The sequence below is a fragment of the Gordonia sp. LUNF6 genome (assembly GCF_047041125.1).
Lineage (GTDB): Bacteria > Actinomycetota > Actinomycetes > Mycobacteriales > Mycobacteriaceae > Gordonia > Gordonia sihwensis.
This window is the reverse complement of the sequence record NZ_CP178181.1, coordinates 1,618,515-1,636,515: the sequence shown is the minus strand read 5'-3', so window position 1 is coordinate 1,636,515 and position 18,001 is coordinate 1,618,515. Positions and strand designations below refer to the sequence as shown.

Below are 18,001 nucleotides of genomic sequence, written 5' to 3'. Positions count from 1 at the left end.
TCAGCTCTCGTCGGGCAGCGTCAGGATCTCGGCACCGGTGTCGGTGACGACGAGGGTGTGCTCGAACTGCGCGGTCCACCTGCGGTCGGCGGTCACCACGGTCCAGCCGTCGTCCCACATCTCCCAGTCGAGGCCGCCCAGATTGATCATCGGCTCGATGGTGAAGACCATCCCCGGTTCCAGGACGGTGTCGACGCTCGGCTGGTCGTAGTGCAGCACCACCAGACCGTTGTGAAAGGTCTCACCGATCCCGTGGCCGGTGAAGTCGCGCACCACCGAGTACCCGAAGCGGTTCGCGTACGCCTCGATCACCCGGCCCACCACGTTGAGCGCGCGACCGGGTTTGACGGCCTTGATCGCGCGCTCGGTCGCGATCCTGGTCCGCTCCACCAGATCCCGCGCCTCCGGTGAGACGTCGCCGGCGAGGAACGTCGCATTCGTGTCGCCGTGCACACCGTCGATGTAGGCCGTCACATCGATGTTGACGATGTCGCCGTCCTCGATCACCGTCGAATCGGGGATGCCGTGACAGATCACCTCGTTCAGCGAGGTGCAGCAGGACTTCGGGAATCCCTTGTAGCCCAGCGTCGACGGGTAGGCGCCGTGATCGATCATGTACTCGTGGGCGATCCGGTCGAGTTCGGCTGTCGTGACTCCCGGAGCGACGGCCCGACCCGCCTCGGCCAGGGCGTTGGCCGCGATCCTGCCCGCCACGCGCATCTTCTCGATCGTCTCCGGGGTCTGCACCCACGGTTCGTGGCCCTCGTTCACCGAGTCCTTCCACGCGTACTCGGGACGTTCGATCGAGTCGGGGACGGGCAGCGTCGGAGCCACGACGCCGGGAACCAGTGGTGCGCGAACTGTCATGACGGAAATTCTACGGACGCCTCCGCCGCGGACACCGCTCGGCCGGAATCGCACCGATGTGCGTCGAGGAGGTACCAACCAGTAAGGTGTGCCTAACAGAACTGTGAGCATGACAAGGCGGATTCAGGTGACGGCTCCTACCCGGTCCGCGATGTCGATCGCCCCTGTCTGGGCCCTGCTGCTGGTCGTCGGACTGTTCGTATCCGGATGCACCACCGAGCCCATCGACACCGGCGCGACCGCCACCGCGACCAGCGCGACACTGCGCTCCGGCCCCGCCACCGCGGCGCTCCCGGACGCCGACGTCGTCCCGGTCGACTCCGCCGTGGTGCCGGGCCCCCGCGCCGACCGGATCATCGCGCTCGATCGGAACGGCACGCTGGGCGACATCGTCTTCTCGCTCGGCCTGGGCACGCACGTCGTGGGCCGCGACCGTTCCACCACCTTTCCGTCGGCCTCGCGGCTGCCGTACGTGACCGAGACCGGCCACGCGATCAACCCCGAACGCGTCCTCGCGCAGAATCCGTCCATCGTCCTGGTCACCGACGACGCCACCCCCGCGGGTGCGGTCGACCAGATCCGTGCCGCGGGCATCCCGGTGTCGGTCTTCACCGGCCAGCGGTCGGTGGCCGGCAGCCCCGCGCTCATCCGCGATGTGGCCGCCGCGCTCGGCGTACCCGCGCAGGGCGAGAAACTGGTGGCGCGCACCGAGAAGCAGATCGCCGACGCCCGCGCCCTCCTCCCTCGCCCGACCGGCGATCCGACCATCGGCTTTCTGTACATCCGCGGCGAACATCTGATCCTGCTCGCGGGTCCGGGTTCCGGTGCGGACGATCTCATCGAAGCGCTCGGCGGTCGCGACGCCGGCACCAAGGCAGGCCTGACCGCGCCGTTCACGCAAGTCAGCGCCGAATCGATGATCCGGGCCGATCCCGACGTACTGCTCGTGATGACCCAGGGCGCCGACTCGGTCGGCGGCCTCGACAAGGTCCTTCAGCTGCCGGCCGTGGCCGACACCTCCGCCGGGCGCAACCGGCGCATCGTCGAGATGGACGAGACGCAGATCCTCATGTTCGGTCCCGACACCGGTCTGGTCCTCAGCGCGCTGGCGAAGGCGATCTATGTCTGATCTCGCCGACCGCGCCGAGCCGCGGCACAGTGACACCGGACACGGGAACACTGCACCACGGGACCCGCGGTCCGGCAGCGCTCCCGGGTTGCGGTATCGGCTGACGGCCGCGCTGTCGGTCTTCCGCGGCCGCGCACTGTGGGTGATGGCGGCGACGCTCGTCCTGCTCGGCGTGGTGGTCGTCGTCTCCGCGGGCACCGGACAGGTACACATTCCGCCTCTGGAGGTGCTCGGCTCCATCGCGCACCACTGGCACCTCGACATCGGTCCCCTGCCCACGCATCCGCAGGGCGAGAACGCGCTGTGGGTCTCGAGGTTCCCGCGGATCCTGCTCGGGCTGCTGGTCGGGCTCGCTCTCGGCACGGCGGGCTGCCTGCTGCAGGGAGTGCTCGCCAATCCCCTCGCCGAGCCGGGCATCATCGGCGTCTCGTCCGGAGCCGCGGTCGGCGCCTGCCTGATGATCGTGATCGGCGGCACCGGAACCAACGGCTGGGCCGTCGCCGGCGCCGCCGCGCTCTTCGGGCTCCTCACCACGGCCGGCGTCTACGTCTTGAGCATCCGTGACGGTGCGTCGTCGACGATCATGCTGGTCCTGACGGGTATCGCCGTCAATGCCTTCGCGCTCGGGATCATCGCCTATCTGACCTACGTCGCCTCCACCGCAGCCCGCGAGCAGATCGTCTTCTGGCAACTCGGTTCGCTGGCGGGCAACGTCTCGTGGACGCAGGTGAAGATCGTCGCACCGCTCGCCCTCGCCGGCCTCGCGGGCGGAATGGTGCTGGTCAAGAAGCTCGACCTGCTCGCCCTCGGCGACGTGCAGGCCGCCGCCCTCGGCGTCAACGTGGAGGCCGTGCGACGCCAGGTGATCGTCCTGGTCGCGATGCTCACCGCGGCGGGCGTCGCGTTCACCGGAATCATCATGTTCGTCGGCCTGATCGTCCCGCACGTGATGCGCCTGCTGGTGGGCCCGCGGCACGCGCTGCTGCTTCCGGCGAGCGCACTGGGCGGCGCACTGGTGATCGCCGCCGCCGACCTCGCCGCGCGCACACTCACCGGCGGCGAACTGCCGCTCGGCATGCTCACCTCGCTGATCGGCGGCCCGGTGTTCTTCCTCCTGCTGCGCCGGCGGAATGCGGCGGCACGATGGTGACCGGGCAGACCGCCGTGCACGGCGGAGTCGTCGCCGAGGACGTCACCGTCCGGATCGGCCGCCGGGAGATCGTCCACGGCGTCGACCTGGCCGCGCACCCCGGCGAGATCCTGGCCCTCGTGGGCCCGAACGGATGCGGGAAGTCCACCCTGCTGTCCGCGGTCTCCGGAGTCCGCGCACCGGAGTCCGGGACCGTGCGCATCGGCGACATCGACGTCCACCGGGCCGACTCGCTCACTCTCGCCCGCGCCCGCGCGCTCGTGACGCAGCAGAACCGAGCCGACACACCGTTCACGGTGCGCGAAGTGGTCGAGATGGGCCGATTCCCGTGGACCCGCACCCCGCAGGCGGTGCAGTCGGAGGAACTGATCGACGCCGCGATCGCCGAATGCGGGCTGGAAGATCTACTGAATCGGCCGTTCCCGCAGCTCTCCGGCGGGCAGCAGGCACGGGTCTCGCTGGCCCGTGCGCTGGCGCAGGACACACCGGTCCTGCTGCTCGACGAGCCGACCGCCGCACTCGACATCGGGCACACCGAACAGGTCCTGACGATCCTGTCGCGCCGTGCGGCGGCGGGCGCCACGGTGATCCTCGTGGTGCACGATCTGACGCTCGCGGCCGCCTACGCCGACCGCGTCGCCGTGATGAAGGCCGGACGGCTGCTCGCGACCGGCGCCGTCGACGAGGTGATGACCGCCGACCTGCTGTCGGAGACCTACGATCATCCGGTCCTGATCTGGGACCACCCCGACACCGGCGAACGGATCATCACACCCGCGCGGTGAACCGCAGGCTACGGCCGGTAGCCCGCGGGGATCGCGTCGAGGAAGTCGCGCGTCACATTCACCGAATTGGTGGAGTCGCCGCCGAGCACGATGAGAGTCGCGAACGCGATGTCGCCGCGATAGCCCGCGAACCACGCGTGCGATCCGCCCGCGACCTCCGCCTCGCCCGTCTTGCCGTACACCTCGCCCGATCCGGCGATCGAGGTCGCCGTTCCCTCGGTGACCACCGCGCGCATCATCGGCCGCAGCCGCTGGTACACCTCGTCCGACAGCGCGGCCTGCGGGCCGGTCACCGTCGTCTCGCGTCCGTCGATGAGCTGCGGGACCTGAGCCCTGCCGGTGGCCGCGGCCGCGGCCACGAGCGCCATGCCGAGCGGGCTCGCCAGCACCCGGCCCTGTCCGAAACCGTCTTCGCTGCGGGCCACCAGCCCGGGTTCGACGGGCACCGAGCCGGACTTCACGTCCAGACCGGGCACCCGGTACACCTCTCCCAGCCCCATCGCGGCGGCCGCGTGGGTGAGATCGGTGGGCCCCATCCGGCTGGCCAGGTCGGCGAAGGTGGTGTTGCAGGAGTGGGCGAAGGCGGAGCGCAGCGGCACCGCCCCGAGCGAGAAGCCGTCGTAGTTCGGGATGGAACGCTCACCGATGTGGATCTCGCCGGGACACGGCACGATCGCGTCGGGATCGGTCATCTTGTCGTGGAAGGCCGCCGCGGAGGTGACCATCTTGAAGGTCGAACCCGGCGGGTACAGACCGGAGGTGGCGATGAGGCCGTCACGATCGGCATCGCGGTTCTGGGCGATCGCGAGGATCTTGCCGGTCGACGCCTGCAACGCCACGAGCATCGCCTGCTTCCCCTGGACGGCGTTCACCGCGCGCTGCGCCGCGTCCTGCACCGACCGCGACAGGGTAAGCAGGACCGCGGGCGCGGGCGTGCCCGACTCGTCGGCGACCACGTCGGCGACCAGTCCGTTGGGGTTGAGCACCGAGACCCGCCACCCGCTGGCCCCGGTGAGGCCGCCGGAGACCTCGTCCTTGACCTTCGCGAGCACCGACGGTGCGAATCCGGGGTCCCGCGGAACCAGAACGGCCTGGTCCTCGGTCACGATTCCGGGCACGGCCAGCCGGTCGCGCAGCCGGTCGAAGTCCGCGGTCTGGATCCGGCCGATCGGCAGCGGATCGCTCCGCGCCGTCGACTTCTCGGCGATCGCCTGCGGGTCGAGTCCGGGGATCAGGGGACCCAGGACGTCCACCAGACGGTGCGCCGAATCGCTGACGCTTCCCCCGGCCGCGGCCTTCGCGGCGTCGAACGACACCCCGACCACGGTGCCGTCGACCATCACCTCCGAACCGTCGGACTCGTTGACGGCCGCCCGCGGCGGACTGGTCTGCGACATCGCCAGCCGCTGGTCGGCGCCGAGCTTGGGATGGATCGCCGACGACTTCCACCGCACCGACCAGCCGGTGTCGCCGCGGCCGAGCGCGATGGTCGCCGAGTACTCCCACGATCTGTCGCCGGCCAGGGTCCAGGTGTAGGTGACGGGCACGTCCGCGACGTCCTGATCGATCCGTACCCGCCCGGCGGTCGCCGACATCGAGTCCGCCGCCAGTCCGGTCCACGTCTGCGCGAGTTGATCGCGAGCCCGGTCCGGATCGGTGGTGACCGCCCCCGCGCCGGAGAAGTCGCGGTCGGCGAACCGGTCGAGGAAGGTCTGAACAGCCGACCGGGGACCGTCGTCCTGCGTCGCACACGCCGTCAGAGTCGCCAGCAGCGCCAGCACCACGACGAGGCACGGCACCGTCGACCGGCTGCGATGAGAGCGACGCACGCGCGCTCGGAGTGTACTGGGCATCGGCCCGATCATAGAGGACGAGCGGGCGGCGGCCGTCAGTCGACCAGGACGGTCGCGAAGGTGCCGACCTGCTGGAATCCGACCCGTTCGTAGGTGTGCCGGGCGGCGGCGTTGAAGCTGTTCACATACAGGCTCGCGATCCGGCCCTGGCGGGCGATCGCCGCGGCCACCGCCGCGGTGCCCACCACGCCGTATCCCCTGCCGCGCCAGTCAGGATCCACCCAGACGCCCTGGATCTGGCCCACCTTGCGGGACATGGAACCGATCTCGGCCTTGAACACCACGCGGTCTCCGTCGAATCGGGCGAATACGCGCCGCGCCGAGATCAGCGCCGCGAGCCGCCTCCGGTACGACCTGCCCTCGTCCCCGGCCCGCGGATCGACGCCGACCTCGCCGATGAACATCTCGACGGCCGCCGGGAAGTAAGCGTCCAGATCGGCCATCGTCACCAGGCGGACCTGCGGATCGGGCGCGATCTCGGGGTAGCCCGTGAGCGCGAGCAGCGGCTGGTCGTCGCGGATCTCCCGCGGGGGACCCCATGCCGCCGCGACGCGGTCCCACAGTCCGAGCACCAGGTCGGCCGATCCCACCACCGACGAGCACAGACGCGGCGACGCCAGTGCGCGGTCGGCGAAGACGTCGAGATCGGTCGCGCCGCCGATCAGCGGCATCAGATTCGCACCCGAGAAGGCGAGTGACTCGCTCGGCTGCGAGGCGGTCCACATCTCGCCTCCGAGGAAGCGGGGCGAGAGCCCGTACGCCTCCACCCGTGCCGCGACCATGCACGACGCCACCGGGTCGAGGTCGAGTGCGCGGGCCACCGCGTCGGCGTCTTTGGCGCCGAGCGGCCGGTCACCGAGGATCCCCAGCACGGCCCACCTCCCTGCTCACTTCAGTTCAGCAGCATCCCGACGTGACAGCGGATCGCTACGTCACGGTCACGACCGGGGCGCCGCTTCCAGTCTCCCCCGACTCCTCGGCGATACGCAGCGCTTCGGTGATCAGAGTCTCGACGATCTGTGCCTCGGGAACGGTCTTGATGACCTCGCCCTTGACGAAGATCTGGCCCTTGCCGTTACCCGACGCGACGCCGAGGTCGGCTTCGCGGGCCTCGCCCGGCCCGTTCACCACGCAGCCCATCACGGCCACGCGGAGCGGGATCTCCATGCCCTCCAGTCCGGCGCTGACCTCGTCGGCCAGTTTGTAGACGTCGACCTGCGCGCGGCCACACGACGGGCACGAGACGATCTCCAGCTTCCGCGGGCGCAGGTTCAGTGACTGCAGGATCGCGTCGCCGACCTTGATCTCCTCGGCCGGAGGCGCCGACAGTGAGACGCGGATCGTGTCGCCGATGCCCTCGCTCAGCAGCGCACCGAAGGCCACGGCCGACTTGATGGTGCCCTGGAACGCCGGTCCGGCCTCGGTGACGCCGAGGTGCAGCGGGTAGTCGCACTGCGCGGCCAGCTGACGGTAGGCCTCGACCATCACCACCGGGTCGTTGTGCTTCACAGAGATCTTGATGTCGCCGAAACCGTGCTCCTCGAACAGGCTCGCCTCCCACAGGGCCGACTCCACCAGAGCCTCCGGCGTCGCCTTCCCGTACTTCTCCAGCAGTCGCTTGTCGAGGGATCCGGCGTTGACGCCGATCCGGATCGGGATGCCCGCGTCGCCTGCCGCCTTGGCGACCTCCTTGACGCGGCCGTCGAACTCCTTGATGTTCCCCGGATTGACGCGCACGGCGGCGCAGCCGGCGTCGATCGCGGCGAAGATGTACTTCGGCTGGAAATGGATGTCGGCGATCACCGGGATCTGCGACTTGCGCGCGATCACCGGCAACGCGTCCGCGTCCTCCTGGCGGGGGCACGCCACCCGGACCATGTCGCATCCGGAGGCGGTGAGCTGCGCGATCTGCTGCAGCGTGGCGTTCACATCGTGTGTCTTGGTGGTGCACATGGACTGCACGGAGATCGGGAAGTCGCTGCCGACGCCGACGTCGCCGACGTGGATCTGCCGCGTCTTGCGTCTGGGAGCGAGCACCGGCGGCGGTCCGGCGGGAATCCCGAGACCGATCGATTGAGTCATGTTTCCTCTCCTTGGCACCGTGATCGGCGGGCGCGCCGGCGCGGTCACCCCTCGAGTCTACCGACCCCGGCGCCACCGTGCGCACCGCGTCGACCGGGCCGATGTCCAGGGATTTGGACAGTTCAGCGGCCTGCGGACACGGCAGCATCAGTGCTGCAGATCACTGTCTGCGCCCCTGTCCGCACGTCCGAATCACCCGTCCCTGTCCGCCACCTCTGCCGAACGGAACCGCCCATGACGACCACCACCCCGAGAATCACCATCCCGACGCCCCCGCACCGCACCTCCGCGAAGAACGCCGGCCGACAGGCGGCGCTCGTCGCCGGCGCCCTCGCACTGGCGATGACCGCCCAGTCGGCGACGACGCCGGCAGCGGGTGCCGATCCCGCGTCGTCGGGCAGTCCGGAGTATCTGGTCGTCGGCGCGAGCGGCACGCCCGGCGTCACCGTCCTGAAGGCCCAGGGGCCGCGGCTGACGAAGGTGAGCACCGCTCCGACGAAGACCTCGTTCTCCCTCTCCCTCCGGCCGCATCCCAACGGGAAGTGGGTCTACAGCGCCGGGGTGGCCTCGTCGAACATCCAGGCGTGGCACCTCACCTCCGCAGGCCGGCTGGTCCCGTTGGCGGGCGGCGGCATCACCGACGCCGGCGGTCCCGTCACCGGCCTCGGCTTCAGTCCCGACGGCCGCTACCTGGTCGCGACCGTTGGCTCGGTGCGCACCACCCTGGTGACCTACCGGGTCTCGAGCACCGGCGGGTTGACGCCCGTCAGCCGGACCGATCAGCCGAACCCCGTCAGCGCCCTGGGCCATCCGCTCTTCACACCGGACGGCAAGCACGTCTACGTGCCGAGCTTCGTGGCCTGCACCATGGACGCGTACTCGTTCAGCGACTCGGGCAAGCTCACCCACATCGGGACCACTCAGGCCGCGGGGCTGATGCCCGCACTCGGCCAGGTCACGCCCGACGGCAAATACCTGTACATCGGCAACGAGCAGTCGCACAACATCAACGGCTGGCGCATCAACCGGAACGGCACGCTGACGCCCATCGGCGCCCCGTTCGTCGGGCTCGTGCCGCACGGCATGGCGGTGACCTCCGACAGCAGGTACGCCTACGCGCCGATGACGATGGGCATGAATGTGGCCTCGTTCCGGATCGGCCGGAACGGGACGCTCAACACGGTCGCGTCGACGCCGACCGGGCTCACCAGCCCGCCGGCCCGAGTGGTCCTCAGCCAGGACCAGAAGTGGCTCTACGTCATCGACGTCGCCTCGCTGACCGGGCTCACCTCGCACGTGAGCGCCTACCGCCGCCTGTCCGGCGGCCGTCTGGCGAAGTCCGGCACCTCCGCCGACACCGGCCTGGTGTTCACCGACGGCGACACCGCCTTCACCATCCGTCCCTCGGCGTGACGGCGGGCGCCCCGGCCCGGACGCGCTCGGGGCGCCTGGCGGTGACGGCGTCAGAACACCTTGATCGGGTTGACGATGTCGGCTGTCACGGTGAGGATCATGAACCCGCCCATCACGGCCACCACCGCGTAGGTGATCGGCAGCAGCCGGTAGTAGTCGACCGGACCCGCCGCGATCTTGCCGAAGCGGCGGCGCACGGTGTTGCGGATCTTCTCGTAGAGGGCGATCGCCATGTGTCCGCCGTCCAGCGGGAGCAACGGGATCAGGTTGAAGGCGCCCAGGAAGAAGTTCACGCTGAGCAGCAGCCCGAAGAACATGTCCCAGTAACCGTGTTCCACGGCCTGTCCGCCGAGGACCGACGCGCCGACCACGCTGACCGGACTGTCGACGGCGCGCTCGCCGCCGGTGACCGCGTGCCACAGGCCGGTGACCTTGGACGGCAGCGAGATCAGCGCCTTGAAGGTCTCGCTGAAGATGTCGCCGGTGAAACGCAGCGCGCCGCCCCAGATGCTGCCCGCGCCGTAGTGCTCGACGTAGGCGGTGTCCAGGCCCACGCCGATGGCTCCGACCTGTGCGGGGCGCAGCGCGCCGCCGTCGCCTTCCACCATCCGCTGGACCGGGGTCACCGGCACCGTCAGATCCATCCGGTGGCCGTCGCGCTCCACCGTGAGGGCGACGGTGCCGGCGGACTGCTGGACGCGTTGGATCATGTCGGACCGGTCGGTGACGGTGTGGCCGTCCACCGCGAGCACCTGATCGCCGACCTGCAGTCCGGCTGCCGCAGCCGGGGCCGTTCCCGTGCACGCCACGGGCACTCCCTGCGCATCGGTGGTGGTGGCCACGCACTCCAGCGACTTCACGTACACCGGTTGATCGCCGATGATCGGCAGGCCCCACCCCAGACCCAGCACCACGACGAGCGCGAAGCCGAGGATGAAGTTCTGGACGGGTCCGGCGGCGAGAACCACGAGCCGTTTCCAGGTCGGCTGCGCGTACATCGCGCGTTCGCGTTCCTCGTCGGTCAGATCCTCGTGGGGCGTCATGCCCGCGATGTCGCAGAAGCCGCCGAGTGGCACCGCTTTCACGCCGTACTCGGTCTCCCCGCGCCGGGTGGACCACACCGTGGGACCGAAGCCGACGAAATAGCGGCGCACCTTCATTCCCGTCGCCTGCGCGGCCCACATGTGACCGAGCTCGTGCCAGGCGATCGAGATCAGCAGTGCCAGCGCGAAGAGCGCGACGCCGAGCACCAGACTCACTGATCGTCTCCCTCAGACCCGTGGGAGCACCGGGCCCCGCTTGACTGTGTTCGTGCCGGCCGCGTCCGTGCCGAGTGTGTTCTTCCCGACTACGAGCGCGCCGTGACGTGCTCCGCGGCACGCCGCCGCGCCCACTGGTCGGCGGCCAGCACCTCGTCCAGGGTACCCGGCCGCGATGACCACTGATCGGCGTCGGCCAGCACGTCCGCGATGACGCCGACGATCCGCGGGAAGTCGATGGCGCCGGCGAAGAATCCCTCCGCCGCCACCTCGTTGGCGGCGTTGTACACCGCCGTGAGGCTGCCGCCTGCCTTTCCGGCGCTGCGTGCGAGACGGATCGCCGGGAACACCTCGTCGTCCACCGGCTCGAAGGTCCACGTGGACGCGGTGGTCCAGTCGCACGCCGACGACGAGCCGGGGACGCGGTGGGGCCAGCCGAGGGCCAGTGCGATCGGCAGCTTCATCGACGGCGGCGACGCCTTCGCGATGGTGGCTCCGTCGACGAAGGTCACCATCGAGTGCACGATCGACTGCGGGTGAACGGTGACGTCGATGCGGTCGTAGTCGACGCCGAACAGCAGGTGCGCCTCGATGACTTCGAGCGCCTTGTTGACCAGCGTCGCCGAGTTGAGGGTGATCATCGGACCCATCGACCAGGTGGGATGCCTGCCCGCCTGCTCGGGCGTCACACCGCGCACCTGCTCGGCGGTCCACCCGCGGAACGGCCCCCCGGACGCCGTCAGGACGAGTCGCTCCACCTCGTCCGCGGTGCCGCCGCGCAGGCACTGCGCGATCGCCGAGTGCTCGGAGTCGACCGGCACGATCTGACCCGGCGCCGCGGCGTCGAGCACCAGGGCGCCGCCGGCCACCAGCGACTCCTTGTTCGCCAGTGCGAGCCGCGCCCCCGACTCCAGGGCGGCCAGGCTCGGGCGCAGACCGATCGCCCCGACCACTCCGTTGAGGATCACGTCGGCCTCCACCGACTCGATCAGCCGGACCATGGCGTCGGGTCCGCCGAGCACCGGGCCGCCCAGCCGGTCGCCGAGCACGACGGCGGCGTCGGCGTCGGCGACGGCCACCCGCTGCGGCGCCAGCCCCGTTTCGGCGACCTGCCGCTGGAGCAGTTCCAGGCTTCCCCCGCCCGCCCCGAGGCCGACCACCTGGAACCGGTCCGGATGCTCGGCGACCACTTCGAGGGCCTGGGTGCCAATGGATCCCGTGGATCCGAGAATCAAAACACGCGTCGTCACACCCGACATTGTCGCGCACGCGGGTCGGGTTATGCTGTAGGCCGGACTACTACCGGTCGTCATAAGGAGTGAACGTGGCAAGCACTGAGGTCGAAACCATCGATACCGGATGGGTTCACGAGCCCGCCGACGCCCCGTCGGCTCGTTTCGGCTGGCACGGTGTGGCCCGCCGCTCGATCGCGATCGCTTCCTTCGTCACCGCGATCATCCTGCTCGGCATGCTCAAGGGTAATCACGTCGGCCACATCGAGGACATCTTCCTCATCGTCATCGCCGTGGCACTGATCGGTTACACCGTCTACGAGATGATTCCGCGCAAGGGCGTCTGGAAGCGCTGACCCGGCTGCGCAGGCACAGTCACCGGAATACCTGAAAGACCCGGACGCCACGTCGTCCGGGTCTTTCTCGTCTCTGTCCGTGTATGACGCGCCTACTTCTCTTCGGCGGCGAGCTGACCGCACGCCGCGGCGATCTCCTGCCCGCGGGTGTCGCGGACCGTGCACGACACCCCGTGTTCGCGCACCCGGCGGACGAACTCGGCCTCCACCGGTTTGGGGCTGGCGTCCCACTCGGATCCGGGCGTCGGATTCAGCGGAATGAGATTCACATGGACGAGCGAACCGAGCGCGGACCGGAGCTTGCGTCCCAGCAGGTCGGCGCGCCACGGCTGATCGTTCACATCCCGGATGAGCGCGTACTCGATCGACACGCGCCGGCCGGTCGTGTCCGCGTAGTAGCGCGCGGCCTCGAGCACCTCGGCGACCGACCACCGGTTGTTGACCGGCACCAGGGTGTCGCGCAGTTCGTCGTCGGGGGTGTGCAGCGACACCGCGAGGGTCACCGACAGCCCCTCGTCGGCCAGGCGGCGGATCGCCGGCGCGAGACCCACCGTCGACACGGTCACCGACCGCGCCGAGATGCCGAAGCCGTCGGGCGCCGGGGACGTGATCTTGCGGACCGCGTCCACCACGCGCCGGTAGTTCGCGAGCGGCTCCCCCATGCCCATGAAGACGATGTTCGACAGCCGGCCCGGCTCTCCGACCTCACCGTCGCGCAGTGCTCGGGCGGCGGCCCGGACCTGGTCGACGATCTCGGCGGTCGACAGGTTCCGGTCGAGTCCGCCCTGACCGGTCGCGCAGAACGGGCACGCCATACCGCACCCGGCCTGTGAGGAGATGCACAGAGTATTCCGCTCGGGATAGCGCATCAGGACCGATTCCAGCAGCGTGCCGTCGTGCAGGCGCCACAGCGTCTTGCGTGTGCTGTCGTCGTCGCAGGAGATGTGCCGGACGGGTGTCATGAGCGTCGGGAAGAGCGTGCGCGCGACATCCTCGCGTGCGCCCGCGGGCAGGTCGGTCATCTCCTGAACGTCGGCGGTGAGCCGGCCGTAATAGTGTTTGGCCAGCTGATTCGCCCGGAACTTGGGCAGCCCGAGCTCGGCGGCCGCCTCGATGCGGCCCTGCTCGTCGAGGTCGGCGAAATGCTTCGGCGGCAGGCCGCGCTTGGGTGCGTCGAAAACGAGGGGCAGAGAGCTCACACCGACCATTGTCTCATGCGACGATAGAGGCATGACCACACCTGATCCGAAGCACGGGGACCGATTCGACGAGACGTCCGGCGGCGCGGAGCCACACGAGGTCGCTCCGGTCGAGGGGTCGCAGCAGTACGGCACCGTCGATCCGGTGAAAGCCGAACGCCGACGGGTGGCCGCTGCGGCCTCCGCCGCATCCGGCACACGTACTCAGGCGACGTACGTCGGATGGGTGCTCGGGGTGCTGGTCACGATCCTGTTGATCGTGTTCATCGTCATGAACCCCGACTCGGTGGAGATCGACCTGATCTTCTTCAAGGCCGACCTGCCACTCGGCGTGAGCCTGCTGATCGCCGCCATCGCGGGCGCCCTGATCACCGCACTGCTCGGCGGCGCGAGGATCTTCCAGCTCAACCGGGCGCTGAAGAAGGCGCGCAAGCACGGGTAGCGCTCGCCGCCCCGCTCCTCACAGCAGCCAGGCCAGCACTGCCCAGGTGATGAACGCCGAGGGCAGCAGCGAGTCCAGACGGTCCATGATGCCGCCGTGACCGGGCAGCAGCGTGCCCATGTCTTTGATGCCGAGGTCGCGCTTGATCTGGGACTCGACGAGGTCGCCGGTGGTGGCGACCACCACCAGCAGCGGACCGAGCACGAAACCGATCCACCAGTGCGAGGTGTCGAGGATCCACACGACGCAGGCGAGTGCGCCGAGGGTGCCGACGACAACCGATCCGGCCAGTCCCTCCCACGACTTCTTGGGACTGATCGCGGGCGCCATCGGATGCTTGCCGAACAGCACGCCCGCCACATAACCGCCGACGTCGGAGCAGACCACCACGATCATCAGGGTGAAGACGCGGAGCGCACCGTCCTCCTGGCGTACCAGGTAGGTGCCGAAGGTCGCGAGCATCGGCAGCCACGCCAGCACCAGGATCGCGACCGACAGATCGCGCATGTAGTTCACCGGAGCGTTCGACAGACCCTGTGCGAACAGCTTCCAGACCATCATCACCAGGATCGTCGCCGCCATCGCGACGAAGGTCCCGGCCAGTCCGAACGGCCACGACAGCCAGATCATCGCCTGTCCACCGGCCAGCAGCGGGATCACCGGGACCGCGAAACCGCCGTCCCGCAGCCGCTTGACGACCTCCCAGGTCGCGATCGCCAGTGCGACAGCGACGACGCCGTACCAGCCGTCCGGGGCCAGCAGCAGCACGGCGATGAGCAGACCGCCCAGGATGCAGCCGACGCCGATGGCTGCCGGGAGGTTCCGGCCGGCCCGGGAACTCCCCCCGGAGGGTTTCTCAGCCTGCTCCGGTGTACTCGTCATACCTCGAGCAGCTCAGCTTCTTTGTTCTTCACGAGCTCGTCGACCGCATCGGTGTAGGTGTGCGTGGTCTTGTCGAGTTCCTTCTCGGCGCGCGTCACCTCGTCCTCGCCCGCGTCGCCGTCCTTCTGGATCCGCTTGAGCTCGTCGACGGCCTTGCGTCGCACGTTGCGGATCGCGACCTTGGCGTCCTCGCCCTTGCCGCGCGCCTGCTTGCCGAGCTGCTTGCGGCGCTCCTCGGTGAGCTGCGGGATCGCGACGCGGATCACCGTGCCGTCGTTGGTCGGGTTGACGCCCAGGTCGGAGTTCCGGATGGCGGTCTCGATGTCGTTCATCGTCGACTGCTCGTACGGCTTGATGACGACGAGCCGCGGCTCCGGGGTGTTGATGCCCGCCACCTGGGTGATCGGAGTGGGAGCGCCGTAATAGTCGATGACGACTTTGTTGAACATCGCCGGGTTGGCACGCCCGGTGCGGATGGAGGCCATGTCGTCGCGCAGGTGGGCGACGGCCTTCTCCATCTTCTCCTCGGCGTCGAGCAGCGCTTCGTCGATCATGATGAGTCTCGTTCCTTCTTTTCGTCGCGGTGGAAGTCTGGGATCGGCAGTGGTCAGGAGGCCTGCGGGGTGCGCACCAGCGTGCCGATCGGTTCACCCGCGACCGCGCGGGCAATGTTGCCGCGCTCGAGGAGATTGAACACCAGGATCGGCATGTTGTTGTCCATGCACAGGCTGAACGCGGTCGCGTCGGCGACCTTGAGCTGCTTCTCGATCGCCTCGCGGTGGCTGATCTCGCGATACAGTTCCGCGTCCGGGTTGCTGCGCGGGTCGTCGGAGTACACGCCGTCGACGGCCTTGGCCATCAGCACCGCCTCGGCCTTGATCTCGAGCGCGCGCTGCGCAGCGGTGGTGTCGGTGGAGAAGTAGGGCATGCCCATACCCGCACCGAAGATCACCACGCGGCCCTTCTCGAGGTGACGTACGGCGCGCAGCGGCAGGTACGGCTCGGCGACCTGACCCATGGTGATGGCGGTCTGCACGCGGGTGGTGATCCCCCGCTTCTCCAAGAAGTCCTGCAGCGCGAGGCAGTTCATGACGGTGCCGAGCATCCCCATGTAGTCCGAGCGCGAACGGTCCAGACCGCGCTGCTGCAGTTCGGCGCCGCGGAAAAAGTTACCGCCGCCGATCACGATGCCGATCTGGACGCCCGAGGAGACCACCTCGGCGATCTGGTCGGCCACGGTGCCCACGACGTCCGGGTCGAGCCCCACGGAACCGCCACCGAACATCTCACCGCCGAGCTTCAGAAGCACCCGGGAGAAACCTGCTCTGCCCTCTTCGGCGGTCGACTGCGATTCGCTCATCTCTTCCTTCGCTCGAGTGTCGGCACAAACTCTCTCCATCTTAGGGCGTCGATCGTCCCGCATACGCACTCCGGCCCCGGAGTCGCCCTCGCGGGTCGATTCCGGGGCCGGAGTGCGTATGCGGCCTAGCGGACTAGGACTGGCCGACCTCGAAGCGGGTGAACGCGACGACGGTGGCGCCGGCCTCGTCCAGGATCGCCTTCACGGTCTTCTTCGAGTCGGTGACCGACGGCTGGTCGACCAGGACGACGTCCTTGTAGAAGCCGTTGACGCGGCCCTCGACGATCTTCGGGAGCGCCTGCTCGGGCTTGCCCTCGGCCTTGGCGGTCTCCTCGGCGATACGACGCTCGTTCTCGACGACGTCCGCGGGGACCTCCTCGCGGCTGGCGTACTTGGCGCGCAGCGCGGCGACCTGCATGGCGGCGCCGCGAGCGGCCTCCGCGGCGGTGTCGCCCTCGCCAGTGTAGGAGACCAGGACGCCGACGGCGGGCGGCAGGTCCGAGGCACGCTTGTGCAGGTAGACGGCCACCGGGCCGTCGTACGACGCGACGCGGCGCAGGACCAGCTTCTCGCCGATCTTGGCCGAGAGCGCCTCGACGGCGTCGGCGACGGTGCCGTCGCCGAGCTTCGCGGCGAGCAGAGCGTCGACGTCGTTGCTGCGCAGCTCGATGGCCGCACCCAGGATGTCGTCGGCGAGCTTCTGGAACTCGTCGTTCTTGGCGACGAAGTCGGTCTCGCTGTTGAGCTCGATCATGACGCCGTCACGGGCGGCGACCAGACCCTCGGCGGTGGAGCGCTCGGCACGCTTGCCGACGTCCTTGGCACCCTTGATGCGCAGCTCTTCGACTGCCTTGTCGAAGTCGCCGTCGTTGTTCGCGAGGGCGTTCTTGCAGTCGAGCATGCCCGAACCGGTCATTTCGCGCAGACGCTTGACGTCCGCCGCGGTGTAGTTCGCCATAGGTGGCGACCCTCCTTTGTCGATTTGTGATCGAGAGACAAGATTCTCCGGCGGGGTGATCACCCCGCCGGAGAAGGGGCCCGGCTCATCGTGCTCGGGGCCCGTTTCCTGCTTCTCGGCAGTTCTTATTCTGCGGCCGGAGCCTCGGTGGCGCCATCGGTGGCCGGTGCGGCCGCCGGAGCGGTCGCCTCAGCCAGGAGTTCCTGCTCCCACTCCGCCAGCGGCTCGCCCTCGCCGGCCTCCGGCTTGGCGTCGCCCGCGGTCTGGCCGGCACGCGCCTGAACGCCCTCGGCGACGGCCGAGGCGATCACGCGGGTCAGCAGAGCGGCGCTGCGGATCGCATCGTCGTTCGCCGGGATCGGGTAGTCGACGACGTCCGGATCGCAGTTGGTGTCCAGGATCGCGATGACCGGGATGTTCAGCTTGCGAGCCTCACCGACGGCGATGTGCTCCTTGTTGGTGTCGACGATCCACACGGCCGAGGGAACCTTGGCCATGTCGCGGATACCGCCGAGCGTGCGCTCCAGCTTGTTCTTCTCACGCGTGAGCATGAGGATTTCCTTCTTGGTGCGACCCTCGAAGCCACCGGTCTGCTCCATGGTCTCCAGCTCCTTCATCCGCTGGAGACGCTTGTGCACGGTGTTGAAGTTGGTGAGCATGCCACCGAGCCAACGCTGGTTCACGTACGGCATGCCGACGCGGGTGGCCTCGGCGGCGACCGACTCCTGAGCCTGCTTCTTGGTGCCGACGAACAGGATGGTGCCGCCGTGGGCGACGGTCTCCTTGACGAACTCGTAGGCGCGGTCGATGTACGACAGCGTCTGCTGCAGGTCGATGATGTAGATGCCGTTGCGGTCGGTGAAGATGAAACGCTTCATCTTCGGGTTCCAACGGCGGGTCTGATGCCCGAAGTGTGCGCCGCTGTCAAGCAGCTGCTTCATGGTCACGACAGCCATGAATATGTCCTCTCTCGCAGTTGTCACCGGCGCTCGGGTCGAGCTCCGGTCCTGGCGCCCGCCATCGGCGAACACACC

General features: G+C 69.0%; 18 protein-coding genes. 6 read left to right on the top strand and 12 right to left on the bottom strand.

Annotation, left to right across the window (positions count from 1 at the left end; all coding sequences use genetic code 11):
• Positions 1-867 (bottom strand): type I methionyl aminopeptidase, encoded by an 867-nt coding sequence (map, locus tag ACK8HH_RS07645; RefSeq protein ID WP_062366811.1) that lies wholly within the window; start codon positions 865-867, stop codon positions 1-3.
• Between the two features lie 151 nt (positions 868-1,018).
• Here map and ACK8HH_RS07640 point away from each other — a divergent pair, with 151 nt between their 5' ends.
• The 3 genes from ACK8HH_RS07640 to ACK8HH_RS07630 are packed head-to-tail and all read left to right on the top strand — an operon-like array spanning position 1,019 to position 3,931.
• Positions 1,019-1,996, top strand: coding sequence for a heme/hemin ABC transporter substrate-binding protein (locus ACK8HH_RS07640; protein WP_062366809.1), 978 nt, complete (start codon positions 1,019-1,021; stop codon positions 1,994-1,996).
• The gene (locus tag ACK8HH_RS07635) at positions 1,989-3,146 is read left to right on the top strand and encodes a FecCD family ABC transporter permease (RefSeq protein WP_412475660.1); all 1,158 of its coding nucleotides are present in this window, start codon (positions 1,989-1,991) and stop codon (positions 3,144-3,146) included. The genes ACK8HH_RS07640 and ACK8HH_RS07635 overlap by 8 nt, the downstream gene beginning before the upstream one ends.
• A complete protein-coding gene (locus ACK8HH_RS07630; RefSeq protein WP_045538423.1) occupies positions 3,140-3,931 on the top strand; it encodes a heme ABC transporter ATP-binding protein in 792 nt (263 codons plus the stop codon). Before ACK8HH_RS07635 ends, ACK8HH_RS07630 begins: the two co-directional genes overlap by 7 nt.
• Before the next feature lie 8 nt (positions 3,932-3,939).
• Here ACK8HH_RS07630 and ACK8HH_RS07625 read toward each other — a convergent pair whose 3' ends face one another.
• Genes ACK8HH_RS07625 through ispG form a run of 3 tightly spaced genes read right to left on the bottom strand, consistent with a single transcriptional unit; the run spans position 3,940 to position 7,866 of the window.
• Positions 3,940-5,784 carry a penicillin-binding transpeptidase domain-containing protein gene (locus ACK8HH_RS07625; protein ID WP_082781266.1) on the bottom strand — a complete coding sequence of 615 codons (1,845 nt, stop codon included), beginning with the start codon at positions 5,782-5,784 and terminating at the stop codon, positions 3,940-3,942.
• A gap of 35 nt (positions 5,785-5,819) precedes the next feature.
• Complete coding sequence (locus tag ACK8HH_RS07620) at positions 5,820-6,656, bottom strand: GNAT family N-acetyltransferase (RefSeq protein ID WP_006897882.1); 837 nt, start codon at positions 6,654-6,656, stop codon at positions 5,820-5,822.
• Between the two features lie 55 nt (positions 6,657-6,711).
• A complete protein-coding gene (ispG, locus tag ACK8HH_RS07615) occupies positions 6,712-7,866 on the bottom strand; it encodes a flavodoxin-dependent (E)-4-hydroxy-3-methylbut-2-enyl-diphosphate synthase (RefSeq protein WP_006897883.1) in 1,155 nt (384 codons plus the stop codon).
• A 234-nt stretch (positions 7,867-8,100) separates the two neighbouring features.
• Between ispG and ACK8HH_RS07610 the strand changes: the two genes are divergently transcribed.
• Positions 8,101-9,279 (top strand): lactonase family protein, encoded by a 1,179-nt coding sequence (locus ACK8HH_RS07610; RefSeq protein ID WP_062366807.1) that lies wholly within the window; start codon positions 8,101-8,103, stop codon positions 9,277-9,279.
• A 50-nt stretch (positions 9,280-9,329) separates the two neighbouring features.
• Here the strand turns inward: ACK8HH_RS07610 and ACK8HH_RS07605 are convergent, their stop codons facing one another.
• Both ACK8HH_RS07605 and dxr read right to left on the bottom strand, forming a co-directional pair.
• Positions 9,330-10,538 (bottom strand): M50 family metallopeptidase, encoded by a 1,209-nt coding sequence (locus ACK8HH_RS07605; protein ID WP_045538417.1) that lies wholly within the window; start codon positions 10,536-10,538, stop codon positions 9,330-9,332.
• An 89-nt stretch (positions 10,539-10,627) separates the two neighbouring features.
• Positions 10,628-11,797: a 1-deoxy-D-xylulose-5-phosphate reductoisomerase gene (gene dxr / locus ACK8HH_RS07600; RefSeq protein WP_062366805.1), complete on the bottom strand. Its 1,170-nt coding sequence runs from the start codon at positions 11,795-11,797 to the stop codon at positions 10,628-10,630.
• Between the two features lie 65 nt (positions 11,798-11,862).
• On the opposite strand from dxr, the gene ACK8HH_RS07595 reads away from it, so the two are divergent.
• Positions 11,863-12,126, top strand: a complete 264-nt coding sequence (locus tag ACK8HH_RS07595; protein WP_006897887.1) for a DUF2631 domain-containing protein — start codon at positions 11,863-11,865, stop codon at positions 12,124-12,126.
• A gap of 92 nt (positions 12,127-12,218) precedes the next feature.
• Here the strand turns inward: ACK8HH_RS07595 and rlmN are convergent, their stop codons facing one another.
• Positions 12,219-13,325: a 23S rRNA (adenine(2503)-C(2))-methyltransferase RlmN gene (gene rlmN, locus ACK8HH_RS07590; RefSeq protein WP_039868035.1), complete on the bottom strand. Its 1,107-nt coding sequence runs from the start codon at positions 13,323-13,325 to the stop codon at positions 12,219-12,221.
• A gap of 31 nt (positions 13,326-13,356) precedes the next feature.
• Between rlmN and ACK8HH_RS07585 the strand changes: the two genes are divergently transcribed.
• A complete protein-coding gene (locus ACK8HH_RS07585; protein ID WP_006897889.1) occupies positions 13,357-13,767 on the top strand; it encodes a lipopolysaccharide assembly LapA domain-containing protein in 411 nt (136 codons plus the stop codon).
• Between the two features lie 18 nt (positions 13,768-13,785).
• Here the strand turns inward: ACK8HH_RS07585 and ACK8HH_RS07580 are convergent, their stop codons facing one another.
• The 5 genes from ACK8HH_RS07580 to rpsB all read right to left on the bottom strand — a co-directional run bounded on the left by ACK8HH_RS07580 (position 13,786) and on the right by rpsB (position 17,923).
• On the bottom strand, positions 13,786-14,649 hold the full coding sequence (locus tag ACK8HH_RS07580) for a phosphatidate cytidylyltransferase (RefSeq protein ID WP_006897890.1): 864 nt from the start codon (positions 14,647-14,649) through the stop codon (positions 13,786-13,788).
• Positions 14,646-15,203 (bottom strand): ribosome recycling factor, encoded by a 558-nt coding sequence (gene frr / locus ACK8HH_RS07575; protein ID WP_006897891.1) that lies wholly within the window; start codon positions 15,201-15,203, stop codon positions 14,646-14,648. The genes ACK8HH_RS07580 and frr overlap by 4 nt, the downstream gene beginning before the upstream one ends.
• 53 nt (positions 15,204-15,256) lie before the next feature.
• On the bottom strand, positions 15,257-16,009 hold the full coding sequence (gene pyrH, locus ACK8HH_RS07570; RefSeq protein WP_006897892.1) for a UMP kinase: 753 nt from the start codon (positions 16,007-16,009) through the stop codon (positions 15,257-15,259).
• 133 nt (positions 16,010-16,142) lie between these two features.
• A complete protein-coding gene (gene tsf, locus ACK8HH_RS07565) occupies positions 16,143-16,967 on the bottom strand; it encodes a translation elongation factor Ts (protein ID WP_006897893.1) in 825 nt (274 codons plus the stop codon).
• Positions 16,968-17,092: 125 nt separating this feature from the next.
• Positions 17,093-17,923 carry a 30S ribosomal protein S2 gene (gene rpsB / locus ACK8HH_RS07560; RefSeq protein WP_346075271.1) on the bottom strand — a complete coding sequence of 277 codons (831 nt, stop codon included), beginning with the start codon at positions 17,921-17,923 and terminating at the stop codon, positions 17,093-17,095.
• Between the last annotated feature and the right edge of the window lie 78 nt (positions 17,924-18,001).

Excerpts from the sequence above, each read along its gene's own strand:
- tsf (WP_006897893.1), bottom strand. The coding sequence starts at position 16,967 with ATGGCGAACTACACCGCGGCGGACGTCAAGCGTCTGCGCGAAATGACC.
- dxr (WP_062366805.1), bottom strand. The coding sequence starts at position 11,797 with ATGTCGGGTGTGACGACGCGTGTTTTGATTCTCGGATCCACGGGATCC.
- ispG (WP_006897883.1), bottom strand. The coding sequence starts at position 7,866 with ATGACTCAATCGATCGGTCTCGGGATTCCCGCCGGACCGCCGCCGGTG.
- map (WP_062366811.1), bottom strand. The coding sequence starts at position 867 with ATGACAGTTCGCGCACCACTGGTTCCCGGCGTCGTGGCTCCGACGCTG.
- ACK8HH_RS07635 (WP_412475660.1), top strand. The coding sequence starts at position 1,989 with ATGTCTGATCTCGCCGACCGCGCCGAGCCGCGGCACAGTGACACCGGA.
- frr (WP_006897891.1), bottom strand. The coding sequence starts at position 15,203 with ATGATCGACGAAGCGCTGCTCGACGCCGAGGAGAAGATGGAGAAGGCC.
- ACK8HH_RS07585 (WP_006897889.1), top strand. The coding sequence starts at position 13,357 with ATGACCACACCTGATCCGAAGCACGGGGACCGATTCGACGAGACGTCC.
- ACK8HH_RS07640 (WP_062366809.1), top strand. The coding sequence starts at position 1,019 with ATGTCGATCGCCCCTGTCTGGGCCCTGCTGCTGGTCGTCGGACTGTTC.
- pyrH (WP_006897892.1), bottom strand. The coding sequence starts at position 16,009 with ATGAGCGAATCGCAGTCGACCGCCGAAGAGGGCAGAGCAGGTTTCTCC.
- ACK8HH_RS07580 (WP_006897890.1), bottom strand. The coding sequence starts at position 14,649 with ATGACGAGTACACCGGAGCAGGCTGAGAAACCCTCCGGGGGGAGTTCC.
- ACK8HH_RS07625 (WP_082781266.1), bottom strand. The coding sequence starts at position 5,784 with ATGCCCAGTACACTCCGAGCGCGCGTGCGTCGCTCTCATCGCAGCCGG.
- ACK8HH_RS07630 (WP_045538423.1), top strand. The coding sequence starts at position 3,140 with ATGGTGACCGGGCAGACCGCCGTGCACGGCGGAGTCGTCGCCGAGGAC.
- ACK8HH_RS07610 (WP_062366807.1), top strand. The coding sequence starts at position 8,101 with ATGACGACCACCACCCCGAGAATCACCATCCCGACGCCCCCGCACCGC.
- rpsB (WP_346075271.1), bottom strand. The coding sequence starts at position 17,923 with ATGGCTGTCGTGACCATGAAGCAGCTGCTTGACAGCGGCGCACACTTC.